This window comes from Paenibacillus oryziterrae (assembly GCF_042610485.1).
Lineage (GTDB): Bacteria > Bacillota > Bacilli > Paenibacillales > Paenibacillaceae > Paenibacillus_AQ.
In genome coordinates this window covers 1-19,486 of the sequence record NZ_JBGJZO010000005.1, presented here as the reverse complement: position 1 = coordinate 19,486, position 19,486 = coordinate 1, and the positions used below count along the sequence as shown (strand labels likewise).

The window sequence follows — 19,486 nt, the reverse complement described above, 5'->3', positions numbered from 1 at the left end:
CATTCTCCCCTTTTACTATAAAGAATATATACTTGCTCATTGTAACATAATAAACGGTTCAGAACCCCCAGCGGTCACAGCACGTCCTCTTTAATATGGGATGAGCTGAAGTCCTGCGGATTGAACCAGTCCCCGCTTTGCGCCCATGTGGAATCCAAAGGGATCCAAGCTTGCTGTTTCTCTATATATACTTCATTCCAGGCATGAGGTCCATAACCGCCGCGGCCGTCATAGCCCTGACCGGTAACCACCCTAACCTCTAAATTCTGAGAACGTGCCATCACCGCATAAAGACGGGCATAGTCTATACATACCCCAAGACGGGTATCAAAAGTATCCTGCGGCGTTTGTTCATGCCAGATGCGGTTCTGCTCATAATTCTCCGCCTTGGCGTAATCATAGGAAATTCTCGTGCCAATCCAATCATACAGAAGCCGGGCCTTCTCTTCCTCATCACTGCTTTTTCCGGTAATGGACGCAGCAGCTGCCTGAATATCAGCAGGAATGTCACGGTCAATGACTTCATATTTACGCCGGAGGATACCATCCATTTCTGCTGCAACAATTTCGGTCAGCACAGGCAGCTTATCCTGCATCGTCTTTCCCGCAATGGGTTCAATCACCGTTGAAGCACCTTGGCGGTAGACCGGAGAAGATTCCACATACTGGCTGAACTGGCTATCCGGATTCATCCCGACCAGAATAAATAACATAACAATAATAAAGAGGCAGCGCGCTGCCCCAATTAATGCTCCAATGGCACCACCACCCAGCCTGCTAACGGTTGATATTTTCCGGTCACCGATTCTTGATGGTATTCGTTTCTGCATGGGAAGCAGCGGTGTCAGCAGACTAAGAACCAACCGGATCAGACTGTACGTTACCGCCAGAATAACCAGAAATCTGAGCACTGGTGAGTCCGCCAGCACGGCGACCAGCGTGTACCATATTTGTTCCCATGCTTTAAGCGCTCTGTCTGGCTGCTGCAGTCCTGACATCCAGACCTGTAGACGCGGAGAAAGATACAGCGAAGCAGCTATTGCCAATACAAGTGCAGCTATGGTGAACAAACTGGAGCCCAGCATTCCGAACAGCCTGCGGATGGAATGAAAGAAGCCACGGATGAATCCCTGCACTATGGAGAAGACAGCAGTAAGAATCAGGAGGATTGATATGAGATTAGTGCCGCTTAGATGTTCTACCCATTGATTCAGCATGATTCACTCCCGTCTCCCATCTTCATATGCTGTCACTTGGTCTCCCTAACGTTAAAGACCGAAGTCCTACTTATTTTTACTGGCTTCGTCGATAAAAGACTTCACGGTATCATTAATACTCCATTTCCCAAGGCTTACACCACGGAAAGTGACATCCACCTTATCTTCGCCTGTCGTTCCCTTAACTTCAATGTTCGGGGTAGTAATGGTAAACGTACCATCGCTGCCCGGGGTGTATACCGCTTCCTTCGCTTCATCCAGCATGACCTGTTGTGCTTCGGTTTTAAGCGTACTCACCGTACTGTCAGTTACCTTGTCGACCGCATTCCCGATCTGATCCATTGTGACCCCGCTGTAGATGAATAGACCGACAATAATTACAATAACAATCGCCCATTTCAGCACCGTCTTAACCAAATTAATAACTACGAACAACAATACAAGGGCAATAACGATAACCAGCCAATTCTCTCTAATAAACTCTGACCACACCTGTGTATCCATCATCTTCACAACAACTCCTGTCGACCTGATTCCCCTGAAGGGTATCCTATTCCCGCATCCATACGCGGATATTCATTATTATACATGAATGTCAGCCAGAATTGAAAAAAAGGGTATATGCTCATCCCGTCCCACGTAAAGTACAAGTAGCTGTTTCTGCCGCCCTTCTCCCAATGTCTATCGATTCTGCCCGCGGCAATCCTTTGCCGAAGCGGCAGGCCAAGGAGGTTCTTTCCGTGAAGACTGCGTTGTGGCTCTACTTGTTTCTTTTTCTGGCGTTCTTTGATCTGCACGCGCAATATCCTGTTCTGACCCCTTTTGCCCTATCCCTGGGTGCAGGACCGGCGTTTATCGGCTGGATGATGGGCATGTATTCGCTGACCCATCTTCCCGGAAACCTGCTGGCAGGTGTTCTGATCGACCGCAAAGGCAGCCGCCGCTATATCGTGTTCAGTCTGACAGCAGCGGGCCTCATTCTACTGCTCCAGGCCCACGCGCAGCTTCCCTGGCATTTGCTGCTCTTGCGGGCAGCAAGCGGTTTTGCTCTCGCCTTTCTTTCACCGGCATGTATGACACTGCTGGCTTCGCTCTCCTCTGACGCCACGGTCCAGGGCAAATACATGTCAGGTCACGGTATCGTCCATACCTTAGCCTCGGTCGTTTCTCCCGCAGCAGGCGCTTTTATCGTCGCCAAAGCAGGCTTCTCGGGTACCTTCAGTACCTTGGGCTGGCTGCTGATCGCCACAGGCATTATGGCTTACTTCAGCGTACCCAAGCATTCAGCTGCTGCCGGGGCTTATCCATTGCTGCCATCCAAGCAGAATGCCGGGACACACATACAGCAAGGCAGCGGCATGCAGAAACTGGATTTCTCCAAACGCTTCCTGCTGCTTCCTTTCTTCGTCTCTTGCTCCCAGGGGATATTGTTCTTCGAATTTCCGCTGTCGAAGAGCGGGGAAACCGGAGGAGGCATTCTCTCAACCGGACTACTCCTGTCACTTCTCAGCCTAGGTGCGTTGCTGACACTCAGCATGGTATTTCTTAACCGTGTGGCTCCTGTAAGCCGGATTGCTTTTGCATTACTTGGCATGGCCTTCTGCTTCTTCTCCCTTGCCACCTTCAGAAGTTTGCCCGCCGGACTCATTCTCTTCATGCTTGGCTCCGCGAAAGGGGTTCTTTTCCCCGCAATGGCTTCACTATTTATCAGTCTCGCCGGGCCCGGCCGGCTGGGCAGAACGTTCTCGCTGCAATCCATTGCTATGTCACTTGGCGCGTTCGCCGGACCCGTTACCGCTGGTGCAACCAGGGAATATGTATCACCTTACTTCGTTGCTTTCCTGATCCTGATGACGGCGCTGCTGCTATTGCCTGGTGGACGTGAGTCCAGAATCTCTTCTGCACCTAATTGGAATGAAAATGCAGCGTAACTGTACGTCCTAGCAGCATTCAAATGCCCTTATTCAGACAGTCGGCTGAAGGCTTAATTTCAGGCGGCTGTCTATTTTTGACGACATTTCCCGGGGAATGATTCCCAAGGTCCAACCGTTTCCGTCGAAAGAAGTGAATTCCGGATTGTTTACCTGATAGATAAGGGGATATTATATGTATAACAGCTAAGACGAGGAGGCAATCCGCCGATGTCCATCTACATCATTGTGGAGGGTAAAAATGACCGCAGCAAATTAAGACGCTTATTGATGGAGAACGTCAACATCCTCTGTACCTTTGGTTCATTGAACACAGAAAAGGTGGAAACCTTGCGGAAAGAAGTCGGTGATGGCGAAGTCTTCCTCTACATGGATAATGACAGCTCAGGCAAAAAAATACGCGGAATCCTTAGAGACACCTTCCCGGATGCCGAACATATATACACGCGGCGCGGATATGCAGGGGTTGAAGGCACTCCAGATGAATACAATATTACTCAGCTTGAAAAAGCCGGCCTTGAGGAATATATTGTCTATCCGGAGCCGTTACCCTTTTGATTCTCATACAATACACATTGAAAAAGCCTTCTCCGATAGCTCCCATTGCGGGAGAGTTCGTATCGGAGAAGGCTTTATTAATTCCTATTGTTCGTCAGCCAGTGCCGAGACGGCGTCGGCTAGAAATTCGGGAGTGACTTTCTCAGAATCACCAGCATCATAAAGCGCCCGCAGATTATTCTGCTTGTCAACCAGTGCAATAAGATTGGCATGAGCGAAATTGTCCTTACGATTGCCGGCAATCATAATCTTGAAGGATTTCGCCGCAAGATCGCGGATGACATCCTGACTGCCTCTCAGGAAATACCATCCGTCATAATTGGCATGAAAGCGGTCTGCGAATGTGCGTATAGCCTCCGGTGTATCATTCTCCGGATCAAAGGAAATAGAGATGAAATCCACATCTTTGCCGAATCTTCCAGACTCCATCAGCAGATCCTGGGCTTCCGACATCGCAAACGTAGTGATCGGACAGACATCGGGACACTGTGTGAAAAAGAAATACACCAGCCGTGCCTTTCCTTCTGTATCTGCCAGCGACACAGTCTTGCCGTCCACATTCTCAAGCTGGAAGTCCTGCACCTGCCCGATTACCGGCAGATCATCTTCACCGGATGCAAGTGCGGTAAATGTCAGATAACCGGCCATAATCAGCGCCAGCAGAAGAAGAAGCCAGGTCCACATGTACCGTCTGATGATTTGCAAGGACACTCCCCCTTACACATGTATCGTATTCAGCACCAGCGCAATCAGGCTGACAGTTAAATAATTGATGGAGAAGAAGAAATTCTGCTTAGCCCAAGCGTCGTCATCCTTCGCCTTAAACCCCTTCAGCGTCAGATATAGCCAAATCAATGACAAGCCCGCAGAAATAATCAGATAAAAGATCCCTGCATATCCGTACACATACATCAGAATCGGAACAGGCAGCAATAGCGCCACATATGGAATCATCTGAAATTTGGTCCGCCGAGTTCCCTTAACTACTGGCAAAAGCGGGAAACCCGCAGCCCTGTATTCTTCCTTGCGGCGGATACCCAGTGCCCAGAAATGCGGCGGCTGCCATAGAAACAGCATAGCGAACAACAGCCAGGCTCCCAAATCAACCCGGCCCGTAACGGCAACGTAACCGATTACAGGCGGCATCGCGCCTGAAATGGCACCCACTGAAGTACTCCACGTTGAAGTCCGTTTGAGCCAAAGTGTATAAACCACTACATAAACGAACATGCCTACGATTCCAAATAACCCAGCGAGCACTCCGGAAAAAGCAAACAGAACAATCAGTCCGGCAATGCCAAGTGAAATAGCATAAACCAGTACGGTCTGTGGTTTCAGGCGCCCTGTAGGCAGTCCTCGTTCTCTGGTCCGTTCCATCTTCATGTCCAGATCACGGTCAAAATAATTATTAAAAACACAAGCTGATGCCATAACGAGCATGGTGCCAAGCAGGGTCAATATAAGAGTCCCATACTGAACATCCCAGCCTGAAGCCAGCCAATAGCCCGCAAAGGCGGCAATCAGATTCGATCTGATAATTCCCGGTTTGGTCACAGTAATAAAATCACGCCAGGCCGAGCCTTTATGAGGCGTTTTGGCCGGCACTGCTGCGGAATCGGAAGAAGCTTGATATCTCCATTGATTGTCCACGCGATGTGTTCCTCCTTCACAACTTACTTCTAAGCAATTCCGCGAATGAAAATCACCCTTGCTGTTAACTTTATCATAACAACCCCCAAAGACTTTGACAATCATTGACCATGATGTTCATGAATTCGACAATTCCGTGACGATATTTATTCCATAACAGTAAATAACGGAGTATGAAATTGGGTAGTTAATTATTAGAGAACATCTGCGCAAAGGAGAACTGTCCTATGGATACCGCTACACATTTCGTCATGGGCCTGGGTCTTGCAGGCTTATCTTTCGTTGACCCGGCTGTCAGCTCTGATCCGATGCTTGCCGGGGCGGTAATGCTCGCAACTATAATCGGTTCACAAGCGCCTGACGCTGACACGGCACTTCGGCTGAAGGATAACGCCCTCTATATCCGGAATCACCGGGGGATAACTCACTCCCTTCCGTTCCTGATCATATGGCCCGCCTTGATTACCATAGTGCTCGGCCCTATATTCGGATATATGGATCTTGACTCACTGGGCCATATCGTGCTTTGGAGTTTCATTGCAGTTGCAATCCATGTCTTCTCCGATCTGTTCAATACGTATGGCACTCAGGCCGCCCGACCGTTTACGGAGAAATGGATTGCCTGGAATATTATCCACATCTTTGACCCGTTTATCTTTGGCAGTCATAGTGCAGCCATTGTGCTCTGGATCAGCGGAATTATCCCGCCCGTTCCGATATTTGTTACCTTATACACCTGTACTGTCCTTTATTATATATGGCGAACAGCGGTTCATTTCAGGGTAACCAGCAGGATTAAGCATAAAGATATCCGGCACGAGGCGAGTGACCGGTATTACGTAATCCCAACGATTTCGCCCCGCAAGTGGAATGTGGTCAAAGCCAAGAAAGACGGAACCTACGATGTGGGAACCCTTAGCAACGGTCGTCTGACATGGTTTAAACATGCTGTATGCTCCACCCATCCGGCAGTAGAGCATTCCAAGTCCCATCCCGATATCCAGGCATTTCTGTACTTTACATCCTATGCCGTTGCCGAAGTTGAAGAGCTGCCTTCAGGTTATATTGTGCGCTGGGGAGATGTCCGTTATTTGCACCGCAAGCAGTTTCCGTTTGTTGCCGTTCTTGTTATGGACAGCCAGTACCATCCGCTTAATACTTATGTGGGATGGCTTAGCAACGATAAACTGGATGAACGTTTCGCCATCGATCCGGGCACCCTTTAGCCCTTGACTCCAAAGCCAAACATAAGGCACAATCAGCTTAATGCTGCAAATCCCAAAAAACCGAATGAGCGCAAGGCTCTTCGGTTTTTTTAACGGGTAATTTAATACATAAATTTATAGTAGAAAGGATGTTACCGCACATGAGCAAAGGGCTTTCTCTTTGGTTCGCCAGTTCTTCCATCCTTATTCTTACGGCTGCCTCCATATCCATCAGCTACAACATTTGGCTTGCACTGTTGCTTGGCGCGGTCTGCATCCTCAACATTGGATGGGGCTTCATTATCAAAGCACGGCTTAGGAAGAAATAACCTGCCCTCTTAATTAAACCTTCAACTTAATGCGTTCTATCTTGGAGGGAGAAAGCCCATCCGTTCTTTTACGCCTGACAATGTTTCTGCAGCCAACACACGGGCTTTCTCTGCGCCTTGGGCCAAGATATCAGTAATCGTACCAGAGCTGCGGATTTCATGATATCTCTGTTGAAGTGGTTCAAGGGTTGCTACAACTACTTCTGCCAGTTCCTTCTTAAATCCGCCGTACATTTTACCTTCAAAACGATCCGCTACCTCCTGCAAAGTCATACCTGCACATTCAGCATAGATTACCATCAGGTTGCTTATCTCAGGTTTATTAGCCGGATCATATCTTACCTCGCTGCCGGAGTCGGTGGTTGCACGGCTTATTTTTTTACGGATCACATCCGGCGGGTCAAGCAAGGCAATATAGCTTCCCGGATTGGGATTACTCTTGCTCATCTTCTTGGAGGCGTCATCAAGTGACATAATCCGGGCACCGAACTCCGGAATATATGGCTGTGGAATTGTGAAGAACTCCCCATACCGGTGATTGAAGCGTCCTGCCAGATCGCGGGTAAGCTCCAAGTGCTGCTTCTGATCTTCACCCACGGGTACAAGGTCAGCATTATAGACCAGAATATCTGCAGCCATCAGCGACGGATACACGAACAGTCCGGCTCCCACCGAATCCTTGCCCGACGACTTATCCTTGAATTGGGTCATCCGTTCCAGCTCGCCCATATTAGTCAGCGTCGTCATGATCCATCCAAGTTCAGCGTGCTGCGGCACATGGGACTGCATGAACACGTTAGCACGTGTGGGGTCAATACCTGCTGCAATATACAGCGCCGCCACAGATTCCGATTGCTCACGCAGTGCAGCAGGCTCCTGAGACACAGTGATCGCATGCAGATCAACGACCATGAAATAACACTCGTTCTCATACTGCAGTTTGACATAATTCTTAATGGCACCAATGTAGTTCCCAAGTGTTAATGAACCACTGGGCTGAATCCCGGATAATACTTTTTTAGTCATAACTATTCCTCCATTTTTTATACGTCTATTCAAATAATCACGAAAACGCAAAAAAGGCCACATCCGCAAGGGACGTGAGCCGTGGTGCCACCCTTATTCGCCATTCATCCGCTACATCGCGTACAAACAGCCTTTAAGCTTCCTTTAACGGGGAAGATCCGGCCGGACTACTTAGGCATTCTGCCCGTTCAAACTCGGCACTCAGGGGTCCATTCTGCAACAGACTTCCCACCGGTTCGCATCATCCACCGGCTTTCTGAAGGTCCATCCATTGCCTACTTATCCCCGTCATCACATTACCATGATATATTATTGCATCCATCATAGAACTACGAAAGGAAGTTTGTCAATTCCCTTAACCGCAGCAACATAAATCTGTTATGATAGGGTTACCATGTTCAACTACGATAACAGTTACGATAAAGGAGCAACTCTCATGAAACAGGTAACCAAAGGGCAATGGGGCGGCTATGATACTTATATTCTGCACAGCCGCGAACTTGAATTCACGCTTTTGCCGCGGCTGGGGAACACTGTAATCTCGCTGCGGGACCTGAAGGAAGACCGCGAAATCCTGCGAAGACCCGAGGAGAGCGAATTTGACTTTTTCATGCAAAAGCCTTATCACTTCGGCATCCCTTTACTCGTTCCGCCTGGACGTATACGCAAAGGACAATTCAAGTTCGCGGGAACAAGTTACCAGTTTGATCAGAATACCGCTAACGAGAACCATATTCATGGCTTGCATCGTACGCAATCCTGGTGCGTGAGTGATATTGAGGAAGATGAGAATGGCTGTGCGATCACGACAGAGTTTCGCACCGTAGAAGATCCTAACTGGATGAGACAGTTTCCGGTGCCGCTTAAATTTGAAATGACGTTCAGACTTGAAAATTCTACCCTGAAGCAGACCTTAAAGGTTAGCCATCTCGGAGATCAGACTATTCCATTCGGAATGGGTTACCATACTTGGTTTATGATTGATGGTGAGCCTGAGCGCTGGAACCTCAAGCTCCCTGTGCAAGGCATATACGAATTAAATGATGAATTGTTGCCCAGTGGCAATATGACTCCTCTTGGCAATTTGGAACCACTGATCGAAGGTATGAACCTTCAAGGTACTGATTTTGACACTGCGCTGCGCATCTTAGAAGGCCAGCCGGCAGAAGCACTTCTGACCCGGGAAGACGGCTACGGTCTGCGATATACCGTAGACAGCAATTATTTTCGCCATTGGGTGCTTTATACGAAGGGAACCGCTGACCAATTCCTCTGTATTGAACCCTTTACCTGGCTCCCGGATGCTCCAAATGTGTCTGAGGATTCCTCTCTTACTGGTCTGATCACCTTAGAACCCGGTCAACACCTGGAGTTATATACAACTCTTGAAATGATCTATCCCGTTCTTTAGAAGCTTATAAACGGCTAACATTTACCAGCCTCCAAACCTTTCTGAAGCGTGTATGATTTGACGCCCTCGCGCTCATACTATCTTCACAACGGGTGAAGGAGGTGACAAACATGGGTCAAGCAGGTCAAGGTCGCAGTAGTCGTTCCAATCTCGTCGTTCCTCAAGCGAATGCAGCGCTGCAACAATTGAAATATGAAGCAGCACAAGAGCTTGGTGTAACCATTCCTCAAGACGGGTATTACGGAAATTACACTTCCCGCGAAACCGGTTCTTTGGGTGGATACATTACGAAACGTCTCGTTCAACTGGCAGAGCAACAATTGTCTGGTCGTTCGAATTTGTAACAATTCCAGCGTTAATGCTTGATCCGGCCTAAACCTTCGGTCTTAGCCGGAATAGACAGCCAGCCCTCCACACTTCTAGAGTTGAAGTGTGGAGGGCTTTTGTATACTGCAGGTTTTATGCTATGTATAAGATTCAGCCATACATCTGGTCGGAGTCAGTCTGCAACCCTTTGGGACGAATCAACAGGTTGGCCATATTATAATTGGATTCCAGAGTCGCATCTACTACAACCATGCCTTGAATAATTGCAAATTCATAGCTAATTTCACCATGTGTCCAGCGTTGTTTGTATTTCAGGCTTTCGAGGGCCATATTGCGGAAGGAAGTTTGCTGCACCGCGTTCATACCCTGGTTCTCTTCACTAAAAGCACCGCTGCGACCCGTTAGCGGGTTATGACGAATTCCGAATTTACCAATTACATTATTGCGTATTTGCACAAATAATGTACCCGAAGATAAACCTGAAAGCTCCTCACTTAACTCTTTAAACACTAAATCCACTTGTCTTGCCAGTGATAATTGATCTGTCTTGAGCATACGTTTCCTCCTCGGAGTCCTAGCCTGAATTGATAAGGCTTAAGACTCATTATAAGGTACTCCCCCTAGACCCCACAACATTATTCAACATAATTGGGTTAATATTACTATAAATGCGCGCTTATTCATGCTTTTTCGGGATTTTTTTCGATTTATTTCGACAAAATACAAGAAAAAAGACCTCATAAATAGAGGTCTTTCGCGTTAATGCCAATATTAGACTAAATTCTTGGTCATCTCTAAAAATTCACTGATATCCGCAGTGATCAAATCTACTGCTCCTTGCCAGAAATCAGGCTGCGTAAGATCAGTTCCAAGATGCTTCGATACAAGTTCTTCCAGCGTCATAACCCCTGTATCCCGAAGTAAATCATCATACTTGTCTGCAAAGGTTGAACCTTCCTGCAGAGCCAGACGGTACAGTCCTGTACTGAACATGTAACCGACTGTATACGGGAAATTATAGAATGGAACTTCGGTTGCGTAAAAATGCAGCTTAGCAGCCCAGAAGTGCGGGTGATATTCCGAAAGCACTCCACAGAAAGCTTCTTTTTGCGCTTCCACCATCAGGGCAGAGAGCTCTTCTGCGCTTACTAATCCATTCTTGCGTTGCTCATAAAATCTCGTCTCAAAGAGGAAACGGGCATGAATGTTCATGAAAAAGGCCACACTGTTCTGGATCTTAGCCTCTAGCAGTGCCAGCTTCTCTTCCGCATTACTTGCCGCTTTCACCTGTGCATCGGCTACGATAACTTCTGCGAAGGTGGACGCGGTCTCTGCAACGTTCATGGCGTAGTTCTGATTAAATACGGGCTGGTCGTCCAGCAGATAGGAATGATAGGCATGACCCAGCTCATGAGCCAGCGTGGAGACACTGGAAGGTGTGCCACTGTAAGTCATAAAGATCCGCGATTCCTTCCGTTCGGGGAAGGAGACACAGAAGCCGCCAGGCCGTTTGCCTGAACGATCCTCAACTTCTATCCATTTGCTGTCAAATGCACGCTCGGCGAACTCCGCCATCTTTGGACTGAATTTGCGGAATTGGGCAACAATGTCTTCCGCTGCCTGATCATAAGGAATTGTCCCTGAAGATTGACCTACGGGAGCACCTACATCCACCCAGCGGAGCGATTCAAGGCCAAGCAGCTTGGCTTTACGCTTCAGGTAGGACACAAGAACCGGCTTGCTGTCCTCGATAACCTTCCACATGATATCAAGAGTGTCAGCGGACATGCGGTTGATGCTCAGCGGCTCCTTAAGCACATTATCCCATCCCCGTCCTTTATACAGCTTCAGGCGGAATCCGGCCAGATGGTTCAGTGTATCCGCACAGAAATCTGCAGCCCCGCCCCAGGCTTCTTCCCATTTCTGAAACATCAACTCCCGAACTGCAGGATCAGGATCATCCAATTTGTTAAACGCCTGGCCCACAGACAACATTTTACCTTCAAACGGAATTTCGATGGAGCTTACGATCGTCTCATAATGTTCACTCCAGCCATGGTATCCGTCTACCGCCAACTCTAGTGCCAGGCTTTCGAGTTCGGGACTCATCTTCTCACGGGCGATGCTCCGGCTTTCACTAAGCACGAATTTCAGCGGTGCTATTTCAGGCCGCGCCATCCAAGCTTCCCACACGCCGTCATCGGTTTGGCGAAGAATATTATTGAACTCCGATCGAATGCCCTGATAACCTGCGCTAAGCCCTGTAACTTTGCCTGAGAGCCGCACCGCCGCTTTGTCCTGTTGATTCTGGGCACTAAGGCACACAGTGAATTCCGATGCAACAACAAGACGTCCGGAACAGCTCTGCAGCAGTTCGATTACGTTATCCAGAGCTTTCGTTGACTCTGCATCAACAGGAACTACAGCACTTTTAACGCCATGACGAAGCTTCTCCAGATCGCTTTCCAGAATACTCAGAAACGTTGTAAATTCAGAAGACGAGGATCCGCCATCAAAAAGGGAATCCAGCTCCCATGTTAATGATAAAGGGGACTTCATTTGAATATCACCAATCCTTTGTATATATTGGGTTTGCTTTGTATTTGGCATGGAGCCGTGGTAAAGTGGATATCGACCGAAACCATCACATGTCAGGAGGACAGAACATGCCACCACTGCAAATCTCACCGGAAACGGCCATTGCATTATCCAAACAGCTGGGCGTCCCACTGGAGCATTTAATGCATATGCCAAAACATATTTTACTACAAAAAATAGCTGAACTCTCGAAAAAAGAGGAAAATTCCTCCAATGCTGATCATCAGCCTTCCCAAGAAGAGAAACCGCGAAAGGAAGAATCATGATTCCTTTCAGTCATTCCTGGCCTTATGATATCATCCTTGGCGATATTTATGTACAGTACTGCCCGTTCTGCGGAAGTGAGAATGTCCTACTCCCCATGAAACCGAAAGAGCTCAAACTCGTGCGGGAAGGCAAAAAGAAACTGCTTGTTTTTCCCTGCTGCCATGCCAGCCCTACCTTAATTGATAATGACGGCGATTACTTTCTGTTTGACAGAGAGGTGCGTCGTTAATCGGTGATTAAGCCTGTCCATGAGCAAGGGAACCTGAGTAGCTCAGGTTCCCTCTGTTCCAAAAATCATGCTGTCCGGATCCATATCAGCATCTCTCATCTGCTCGCGTAAAACTCCCCACTGTTCTCTCGCTGCCCTGATCATCGCCGCGTCCATAATTCTCTGGTCATTAATCAGGCGGGAAAACCACCTTACCGCTTCCGGAAATTTCCCGATCCGCCGGTTCAGTTCCCCAATCAAATACATCAGGCGTGCATCATTACCTCCGATACCGTCCCTTTCGTACACATTAATATAAGCTTCCAACGAGAACTGCAAAAACCTCAGCTCTTGATCCTTCTGCCCTTTGTACCTGTAAAGCCAGGCGATATGGTGTAGCAGACTGGCAATAATGCGGTCCTTATCCTTAATGCTCTGCGCACATATCAGGGCAAGTTTATACGTTTCAAGCGCCATTTCCCAATTCCGTGAACTACCGAATTCACGAGGTACCCAGCGGATGCCAATTTGGTCTCGAAAGGCGTTACGCTGAATATCTGATAACCGGTCGAGTGAATTCTCCGTGGAGGCAAAACCGCAGCGGGGACAAACCCGGACCACATAGAAATCCGGGTTCTCTGCTTTATAATAAGAGCAAAAATCCGTATCGCGACGTATGGCCTTCTTTAGGCTCGGCCGGACTCTTGAGGTTTCAAACTCCATCTCACAATAGGTGCACTTCACTTTAATAGAATACAATGGTATCAAATCTGACAAAAGCCCTCATTCCTTTCACGCTATACCTTTACTCTAGCTCATCAGGCGAATTAACAAAATGGTGCGCAGGGCCTGCCAAGCGACTTAAGACTAATGACCGGAGCGGTTCTTCCACCGCAATATCTTCCAATGCTTCCTTCATACACCCGAGCCATTCTTCCGCAAGTTTCGGAGTAACAGGTACATGCATATGCCTTGCTCTCATCATGGGATGTCCGTGCAAGTCAGAATATAAAGAGGGACCGCCAAAAAACTGGCTTAGAAATTGATACTGCTTCTCCAGCACCGGAGTAATATCCGGGGGAAATAATGGTCCAAGGGACGGGTGTAATTGTACCTTCTTGTAGAAAACCTCCACCAGATGGTGCAATCCTTCGGCTCCCCCTAAGCTCTCGTAGATGCTTTGATTTGGATTCATATCTTCAGTTACCAGCTTTCGTCCGGATTGATTTTCCAACCAGTTAATTATAGCAAAAAAGCTCGAAGCAGCATAATGCTCCGAGCAAAAGATGTCGCTGGTTGCAATGTGTATAGTAGCTATGTACATATAATCGACAAGATATTTCTATTTTATTTCAAAAAAGACGCTAAACCTTAGTTTAGCGTCTGGCGGCATATATTAGTAGGTACGAAACTCCTCATCTCCGGGAGGGACAAGGGAGGCCCGGATCACGTACACAAAAGCACAAACAAGAACTCCGGCTACTACACTCATCACCATCACTCCATCCTTAATTATCGATGTAAAAAAGGTGTGCATTAATTAATTTTATAATATCACAATTTCAGCAGAAACGCATTACATTTTGAAACCGCTTTCGCTGTTTTTTTGTGCTGTTTGTCCACACTTCAGCATAAATCTATTCATAGGTCACAAGCGTTCACTAAAAGGGCCTGGAGAAGCAAGAATAAAGGAGTGAATCCATGAATACTAATGACCTCAGAAGACAGAACATCCTGTTTGCATTAGCTATGTCCGGATGTGTGCTTTTGCTCCTTCTCCACCCTGAAGCATCGCTTACCGCGGCGCTTCGTGGACTGGCCGTATGGTGGGACGTGTTGCTCCCTTCTTTATTCCCTTTTTTTGTTATTTCTGAGCTTATGTTGGGTTTCGGAGTTGTGCACCTGATCGGCGCACTGGTGGACCCGCTTATGCGGCCTTTATTCCGAATTCCGGGCTGCGGTGGTTTTGTGGCTGCGATGGGATACGTGTCCGGATATCCTGTAGGGGCCCGTCTTACCGCGAAACTGCGGGAACAAAACCTGATCACACGGGTTGAAGGTGAACGACTTGTAGCTTTTACAACCTCATCTGACCCTATTTTTCTGCTTGGGGCCGTATCTGTCGGTTTCTTCCACGACGCCTCGCTTGGATTCATCCTAGCATTATCGCATTATGGAAGCGGCCTGCTCCTCGGACTGATCATGTCTTTTCATGGGCGTAAAGAGGATCCCGTAGCAAGTATTACTCTAAACACCAATAAGAAACATCAGCCTGGACGTCTGCAAACTGCGTTCTCTTCCATGGCAGAAGCACGCAGAAGAGACGGACGAACCCTGGGAGAACTGTTAAGAGGTGCCGTACAATCCTCTTTACAGCTTATTATTGTCGTAGGAGGGCTGGTTGTATTCTTTACCGTCCTTATGGAGCTGATGAGCCGGGCAGGCATCATGTCTTTCCTCTTTCGTTCAGTCGGGTATTGTATTTCCCTCGCTGGTTTCCCGCCTGAATTGGCGGAGGCACTTTCGAACGGATTGTTCGAGGTAACCTTGGGGGCCAAATCCTCAGGGCAAGCTTCAGCTGCTGTTCCTCTCCCATTTAAAGTTGCCGCAGCGGCGGCCGTTCTGTCCTGGGGAGGATTGTCAGTGCATGCCCAAATTGCCAGCATTCTGAATGGTACCGGCCTGCGTTATTATCCCTTTCTGGTAGCACGCATTATTCACTCTGTGCTGGCAGCGGCATTTGTCCTCCTTCTCTGGACCCCCATTAACGGCGGAGGACATGAGGCAGCCTGGACTTCGCACAATGCGGCAGCAGCTTTCACACAGATGCCTTCAGGATTCCTAGCCGCCCTGGCAGCCTTGAGCCTGATTCTGGCCTTCATTCTGCTGTTGTCCCTGCTCCTGGTGGTATCGATTAGGCTTATTTCTCTGCTCCGCCGGCTGAGGTAAGCTTCTCCCGATCTCTTTTATATCCCGCAATAGTCCTTTGGACCCTGAAACGTTGTGTTCCGGGGCAAGATTGATTATGATCGGTATATGACTGATTACACAAAGGAGCCTGTTCATCTTGAGATATTATGTTCTGGACCGCGGCGACCAGCTGTCAATGAATCTTGCCGAGCAATTCCATAAGCTAGCGGCGGAGCGGAATCTGCAACTCGATGCCGAGTCTCCCGAAATCGTGATTTCCATTGGTGGGGACGGGACCATGCTGCATGCGTTCCATACTTTTATCGACCGGATCTCCAGCCTCGCGTTTGTTGGAGTGCATACAGGTCACCTCGGGTTTTACGCCGACTGGCAGGCGGAGGAGCTCGCCTCCCTAATTGATTATATGGCCGGAACAGGCGGTACTGGCTCTCAAAAACCACGGATCGTCAAATACCCGCTGCTGGAACTGGAGATACACAAGAAATCCGGTACCAGCACGCATATTGCCCTTAACGAATTTACGCTTAAGGGAGTCGACGGAACCGTTGTCATCCAGATTGATATTAATGACGAGACTTTTGAAATGTTCCGCGGCGACGGCCTGTGCGTATCTACGCCCTCCGGAAGCACGGCATACAACAAAAGTCTGGGCGGCGCCATGGTACATCCTACGATTGAAGCGCTGCAGATTTCAGAAATTGCATCTATTAATAACAGAGTATTCCGTACAATGGGATCACCGCTTCTGCTCCCTAAACACCATCATTGCGATATATTCTCCCGGAAGGATCAACGTTTGCTGCTCACAATCGATCATAATAATATTCCAGTGGATGATCTTATATCCGTACGCTGCCAGGTCTCACAGCAAAAAATCAGCTTTGCCAGATACCGTCCGTTCCCTTTCTGGAACCGTGTACGCGAGGCTTTCCTGGTCTAATCCCCTCGTTCAAGGGCCGGAAATGGGAACATTACCGGCCTTGTTTCATACTGCCTTTACACCGATGATTTAATAGACATAGAATAAATAAATGGTATAATGAGGATATTTTACATAGAGTTGTATATTGAAGCCTCACTATCCAAAGGAGCGAATACTGTGAAAAAATGTTTATCCTTGCTAGGCATAGCGGTACTGGCTCTCCTGTTAGCTGTTCCTGCCTTTGCCGCAGCGAAGCCGATTGAGGTATATATCAATGGCAGCAAGGTTTCCTTTAATGCAGGATCTCCTTATCTTCAGAATAATACAGTGATGGTTCCCTTTCGGGCTGTATTCCTGAAACTAGGTCTGGAGGTGCTATCGGACGCTAAGACAGGAACGGTTACCGGCACCAGCAGTGATCTCGTCATCAAGCTCAAGATCGGCAGCAACCGCGCCAGCATTAATGGCATCGTCCAAAAACTGAACGCTGTTCCCGTGACCGTCGGAAATGTTACTTATATCCCGCTGCGTTTTATCAGCGATGCAACGAAGGGGACCTTTTCATGGAATCCGGTAACCAGAAGCGTTCAAATTACTACTCTTCCTTCCAAAGAACAGGATACAGCATCAATCACCGCTTTATTCCGTTCAATGGTAGCCTATTATAATGAAGAGAATGCAGCCGGAATCAAATCCTTAATGAACCCAAATTCAGCTTTCTCCGAGTATGCCTCCACGCTTCAATCGACTTTTGACAGCTTTGGTTTCAAAAGTATACTTGATGACCTGAATATTCTCAGCATTCGTGCGAACGAAGCCATCGTCTCCTCAACGGAAACCTCGCTTCATATTAGCGGTCCGTATATTCCCGATCAGCAGGAACAGTACTTGTACACCCTTTCGCGCCTAAACGGCACCTGGAAAATCTCTGATATCCAGCTGATGCAATCAGCCGTTTTATTATCTACGGCCGAGGCTTTAAAACCTGCAGTGATGCCGCAATCTGAGTTAACCTCCATCAACGGTGTTTTAAGCACCTATTACAAAGCTTTGAACGGTGAAGACATTGATGGAGTAACAGCACTTATGACCTCATACGGAGAAGAGTCGGATACTCAGGTTTCTTTAAGCTTCCAGCAGTTGTTTAGCCAGTATAATATTAAGTATATTCCCGGCGTTTCCAACGTTTATTATTACAATGGCAGTGAGGCAGCCGTCTATGCTGAACAGAAGACCCAGGAATCAGACGCTAATGATGTTTACGAACAAGGAATAATTTATATCCTATCCAAGACATCCTCAGGGGAATGGACAATTGACCGGACCTACAATGTATTTGACGAATTATCGCATTCCTAAAATCAATCATAAAAAAGGATGTTGCTGAAATGAAATTCTCCAGATTGACAACAGCCCTGCTCAGTGGGTGTCTCACATTATCCATCGTCTTCACCCCGGCTGCTCATGCAGCGGAAAGTGCCCAATCCACTAAGGATACCGAGCTAATTAACGAAGTCATGCAACTTTTGGAAACTTACAACCTCGAAGGTATCGAGAAGTCGGACCTCATCCGCGCTGCGATTGACGGCATGGTTAATTCACTTGATGATCCCTACAGCCAGTATTTCGACAGTGATGAAAGCTCCGATTTCATTCATCAGGTTGATCTGGAGTATGTCGGTATTGGAATTAAGCTGCAATACACTGGAGCAGAGCTCTATATTGAGGAAGTGCTGCCCGGTTCACCTGCTGAAACGGCTGGCCTGAAGCGCGGAGACACTCTTTTAAAGATCAATGGTGTGGCCATAGAGGATACCGAAGGCGATGAGCTGTCTGGCGAACCCGGCACTCTGGTTACACTGCTTGTCCAGCGGAACGGAGTAACCAAAACATTCCGCGTCACTCGCAAAGAAATCACCACGGCGTCGGTTACCGGAACTCTGATTGGACCCCAAATTGCGTATGTGGCAATTAACGGATTCTCGGAAACCGCCGACGAAGAGTTCAGCACAGTGCTGAGCAAAATGCGGGCAGGCGGCATGAAATCCATGGTACTGGATCTAAGAGACAATGTGGGCGGTTATATGGATTCGGCTTTTAATATCGCTTCAGAATTTATGGATAAAGGAATTATGATGTATACCTCCGACCAAAGCGGGACGCTCTCGCCTGTGGTCATTACGGATGGCAGTAAAATCAATGTTCCTGTGGTCATCCTGACCAATGAATATACCGCCAGTGCCTCCGAGGCATTAACCGGAGCGTTACGCGATAATAATCTGGCTACCGTGGTCGGTACGCGCAGCTTCGGCAAGGCACGGATTCAGAGTCTTCTTCCGATATCCAACGGTGACACTCTTAAGCTCACCACAGCTAAATATTTAACGCCAAACAAGGAAGATTTCAACCATATCGGACTTTATCCAGACTTTGAAGTACAAGGCAAAACGGCTCAGCTGATTTCAGCTCTGCAAATTGCCGGAATGAAATCTATTGAGGCCTCCGGGGACAATCACATATTGAACGTCAACGGGCAGCCTTTTGCGGGCAATGTAGGTCTGGTTAAAAAAGGGAACGTCCTGTACGCCTCTTCCAGAGTACTGGCTGCATTAATGGAAAGTGATGTTTCATGGGATGCTAAGAATAAAAAGGTCATCATTACGAGTGGTGCAGGCAAGACCGCCGGTTTCGCTTTATCCTCCAAAGAGGCCTTATCCCAAAATGATGAAACGTATATTCAGCTCGATGCTTTTAAAAAGAAGTTCCCTGCATTCTCCTGGAGTTACAATGCTTCGCAGAATCAGTTGAAATTATCGATAAAAATCGAGTAGGAGGGGGCGGCGAGCCCCCGACCTCTCACACCACCGTACGTACCGTTCGGTATACGGCGGTTCATGGAATATTCC

Annotated in this window: 21 protein-coding genes; 12 read left to right on the top strand and 9 right to left on the bottom strand. The window is 47.9% G+C overall.

What is annotated here, in order from left to right; all coding sequences use genetic code 11:
* Nucleotides 1-74 precede the first annotated feature (74 nt).
* Nucleotides 75-1,217, bottom strand: coding sequence for a transglutaminase domain-containing protein (locus tag ACAN55_RS07745; protein WP_379130425.1), 1,143 nt, complete (start codon nt 1,215-1,217; stop codon nt 75-77).
* 66 nt (nt 1,218-1,283) lie between these two features.
* The gene (locus ACAN55_RS07740) at nt 1,284-1,721 is read right to left on the bottom strand and encodes a hypothetical protein (RefSeq protein WP_379130892.1); all 438 of its coding nucleotides are present in this window, start codon (nt 1,719-1,721) and stop codon (nt 1,284-1,286) included.
* A gap of 236 nt (nt 1,722-1,957) precedes the next feature.
* Between ACAN55_RS07740 and ACAN55_RS07735 the strand changes: the two genes are divergently transcribed.
* Nucleotides 1,958-3,148, top strand: a complete 1,191-nt coding sequence (locus ACAN55_RS07735; RefSeq protein ID WP_379130422.1) for an MFS transporter — start codon at nt 1,958-1,960, stop codon at nt 3,146-3,148.
* A gap of 210 nt (nt 3,149-3,358) precedes the next feature.
* Nucleotides 3,359-3,706: a toprim domain-containing protein gene (locus ACAN55_RS07730; protein WP_379130419.1), complete on the top strand. Its 348-nt coding sequence runs from the start codon at nt 3,359-3,361 to the stop codon at nt 3,704-3,706.
* An 84-nt stretch (nt 3,707-3,790) separates the two neighbouring features.
* Here ACAN55_RS07730 and ACAN55_RS07725 read toward each other — a convergent pair whose 3' ends face one another.
* A complete protein-coding gene (locus ACAN55_RS07725; protein WP_379130415.1) occupies nt 3,791-4,411 on the bottom strand; it encodes an SCO family protein in 621 nt (206 codons plus the stop codon).
* Between the two features lie 12 nt (nt 4,412-4,423).
* Complete coding sequence (gene cyoE / locus ACAN55_RS07720) at nt 4,424-5,356, bottom strand: heme o synthase (protein WP_379130412.1); 933 nt, start codon at nt 5,354-5,356, stop codon at nt 4,424-4,426.
* A 227-nt stretch (nt 5,357-5,583) separates the two neighbouring features.
* Here cyoE and ACAN55_RS07715 point away from each other — a divergent pair, with 227 nt between their 5' ends.
* Entirely contained in the window at nt 5,584-6,582 is a 999-nt protein-coding gene (locus ACAN55_RS07715; protein ID WP_379130409.1) for a metal-dependent hydrolase, read from the top strand.
* A gap of 140 nt (nt 6,583-6,722) precedes the next feature.
* On the top strand, nt 6,723-6,890 hold the full coding sequence (locus ACAN55_RS07710; protein ID WP_379130406.1) for a hypothetical protein: 168 nt from the start codon (nt 6,723-6,725) through the stop codon (nt 6,888-6,890).
* Nucleotides 6,891-6,926: 36 nt separating this feature from the next.
* Here the strand turns inward: ACAN55_RS07710 and trpS are convergent, their stop codons facing one another.
* Nucleotides 6,927-7,916: a tryptophan--tRNA ligase gene (trpS, locus tag ACAN55_RS07705; protein ID WP_379130404.1), complete on the bottom strand. Its 990-nt coding sequence runs from the start codon at nt 7,914-7,916 to the stop codon at nt 6,927-6,929.
* A gap of 436 nt (nt 7,917-8,352) precedes the next feature.
* On the opposite strand from trpS, the gene ACAN55_RS07700 reads away from it, so the two are divergent.
* Nucleotides 8,353-9,327 carry an aldose 1-epimerase gene (locus ACAN55_RS07700; protein ID WP_379130402.1) on the top strand — a complete coding sequence of 325 codons (975 nt, stop codon included), beginning with the start codon at nt 8,353-8,355 and terminating at the stop codon, nt 9,325-9,327.
* A 110-nt stretch (nt 9,328-9,437) separates the two neighbouring features.
* Entirely contained in the window at nt 9,438-9,671 is a 234-nt protein-coding gene (locus tag ACAN55_RS07695; protein WP_379130399.1) for an alpha/beta-type small acid-soluble spore protein, read from the top strand.
* Nucleotides 9,672-9,804: 133 nt separating this feature from the next.
* Here the strand turns inward: ACAN55_RS07695 and ACAN55_RS07690 are convergent, their stop codons facing one another.
* The gene (locus tag ACAN55_RS07690) at nt 9,805-10,209 is read right to left on the bottom strand and encodes an O-methyltransferase (protein ID WP_379130396.1); all 405 of its coding nucleotides are present in this window, start codon (nt 10,207-10,209) and stop codon (nt 9,805-9,807) included.
* 216 nt (nt 10,210-10,425) lie between these two features.
* On the bottom strand, nt 10,426-12,213 hold the full coding sequence (locus ACAN55_RS07685) for a M3 family oligoendopeptidase (protein ID WP_379130393.1): 1,788 nt from the start codon (nt 12,211-12,213) through the stop codon (nt 10,426-10,428).
* Between the two features lie 107 nt (nt 12,214-12,320).
* Between ACAN55_RS07685 and ACAN55_RS07680 the strand changes: the two genes are divergently transcribed.
* Nucleotides 12,321-12,518, top strand: a complete 198-nt coding sequence (locus tag ACAN55_RS07680; protein ID WP_379130390.1) for a YycC family protein — start codon at nt 12,321-12,323, stop codon at nt 12,516-12,518.
* Nucleotides 12,515-12,748, top strand: coding sequence for a hypothetical protein (locus ACAN55_RS07675; RefSeq protein WP_379130387.1), 234 nt, complete (start codon nt 12,515-12,517; stop codon nt 12,746-12,748). The genes ACAN55_RS07680 and ACAN55_RS07675 overlap by 4 nt, the downstream gene beginning before the upstream one ends.
* Before the next feature lie 42 nt (nt 12,749-12,790).
* Here ACAN55_RS07675 and ACAN55_RS07670 read toward each other — a convergent pair whose 3' ends face one another.
* On the bottom strand, nt 12,791-13,504 hold the full coding sequence (locus ACAN55_RS07670) for a DUF2225 domain-containing protein (RefSeq protein ID WP_379130384.1): 714 nt from the start codon (nt 13,502-13,504) through the stop codon (nt 12,791-12,793).
* A 28-nt stretch (nt 13,505-13,532) separates the two neighbouring features.
* Nucleotides 13,533-13,922: a globin domain-containing protein gene (locus ACAN55_RS07665; RefSeq protein ID WP_379130890.1), complete on the bottom strand. Its 390-nt coding sequence runs from the start codon at nt 13,920-13,922 to the stop codon at nt 13,533-13,535.
* A 506-nt stretch (nt 13,923-14,428) separates the two neighbouring features.
* Here ACAN55_RS07665 and ylbJ point away from each other — a divergent pair.
* From ylbJ to ACAN55_RS07645, 4 genes are all read left to right on the top strand, one after another.
* Nucleotides 14,429-15,676: a sporulation integral membrane protein YlbJ gene (gene ylbJ / locus ACAN55_RS07660; protein WP_379130382.1), complete on the top strand. Its 1,248-nt coding sequence runs from the start codon at nt 14,429-14,431 to the stop codon at nt 15,674-15,676.
* A 118-nt stretch (nt 15,677-15,794) separates the two neighbouring features.
* Nucleotides 15,795-16,598 carry an NAD kinase gene (locus ACAN55_RS07655; protein WP_379130379.1) on the top strand — a complete coding sequence of 268 codons (804 nt, stop codon included), beginning with the start codon at nt 15,795-15,797 and terminating at the stop codon, nt 16,596-16,598.
* Between the two features lie 159 nt (nt 16,599-16,757).
* Nucleotides 16,758-17,939, top strand: a complete 1,182-nt coding sequence (locus ACAN55_RS07650) for a copper amine oxidase N-terminal domain-containing protein (protein ID WP_379130376.1) — start codon at nt 16,758-16,760, stop codon at nt 17,937-17,939.
* Between the two features lie 29 nt (nt 17,940-17,968).
* Complete coding sequence (locus tag ACAN55_RS07645; RefSeq protein WP_379130374.1) at nt 17,969-19,411, top strand: S41 family peptidase; 1,443 nt, start codon at nt 17,969-17,971, stop codon at nt 19,409-19,411.
* Nucleotides 19,412-19,486: the final 75 nt, after the last annotated feature.

Bases quoted from the DNA above. Each gene is read 5' to 3' on its own strand.
- ACAN55_RS07695 (WP_379130399.1), top strand. From the start codon at position 9,438: ATGGGTCAAGCAGGTCAAGGTCGCAGTAGTCGTTCCAATCTCGTCGTT.
- ACAN55_RS07740 (WP_379130892.1), bottom strand. From the start codon at position 1,721: ATGGATACACAGGTGTGGTCAGAGTTTATTAGAGAGAATTGGCTGGTT.
- ACAN55_RS07645 (WP_379130374.1), top strand. From the start codon at position 17,969: ATGAAATTCTCCAGATTGACAACAGCCCTGCTCAGTGGGTGTCTCACA.
- ACAN55_RS07680 (WP_379130390.1), top strand. From the start codon at position 12,321: ATGCCACCACTGCAAATCTCACCGGAAACGGCCATTGCATTATCCAAA.
- ACAN55_RS07715 (WP_379130409.1), top strand. From the start codon at position 5,584: ATGGATACCGCTACACATTTCGTCATGGGCCTGGGTCTTGCAGGCTTA.
- ACAN55_RS07710 (WP_379130406.1), top strand. From the start codon at position 6,723: ATGAGCAAAGGGCTTTCTCTTTGGTTCGCCAGTTCTTCCATCCTTATT.
- ACAN55_RS07665 (WP_379130890.1), bottom strand. From the start codon at position 13,922: ATGAATCCAAATCAAAGCATCTACGAGAGCTTAGGGGGAGCCGAAGGA.
- ACAN55_RS07700 (WP_379130402.1), top strand. From the start codon at position 8,353: ATGAAACAGGTAACCAAAGGGCAATGGGGCGGCTATGATACTTATATT.
- trpS (WP_379130404.1), bottom strand. From the start codon at position 7,916: ATGACTAAAAAAGTATTATCCGGGATTCAGCCCAGTGGTTCATTAACA.
- ACAN55_RS07685 (WP_379130393.1), bottom strand. From the start codon at position 12,213: ATGAAGTCCCCTTTATCATTAACATGGGAGCTGGATTCCCTTTTTGAT.
- ylbJ (WP_379130382.1), top strand. From the start codon at position 14,429: ATGAATACTAATGACCTCAGAAGACAGAACATCCTGTTTGCATTAGCT.
- ACAN55_RS07745 (WP_379130425.1), bottom strand. From the start codon at position 1,217: ATGCTGAATCAATGGGTAGAACATCTAAGCGGCACTAATCTCATATCA.
- ACAN55_RS07730 (WP_379130419.1), top strand. From the start codon at position 3,359: ATGTCCATCTACATCATTGTGGAGGGTAAAAATGACCGCAGCAAATTA.
- ACAN55_RS07675 (WP_379130387.1), top strand. From the start codon at position 12,515: ATGATTCCTTTCAGTCATTCCTGGCCTTATGATATCATCCTTGGCGAT.
- ACAN55_RS07690 (WP_379130396.1), bottom strand. From the start codon at position 10,209: ATGCTCAAGACAGATCAATTATCACTGGCAAGACAAGTGGATTTAGTG.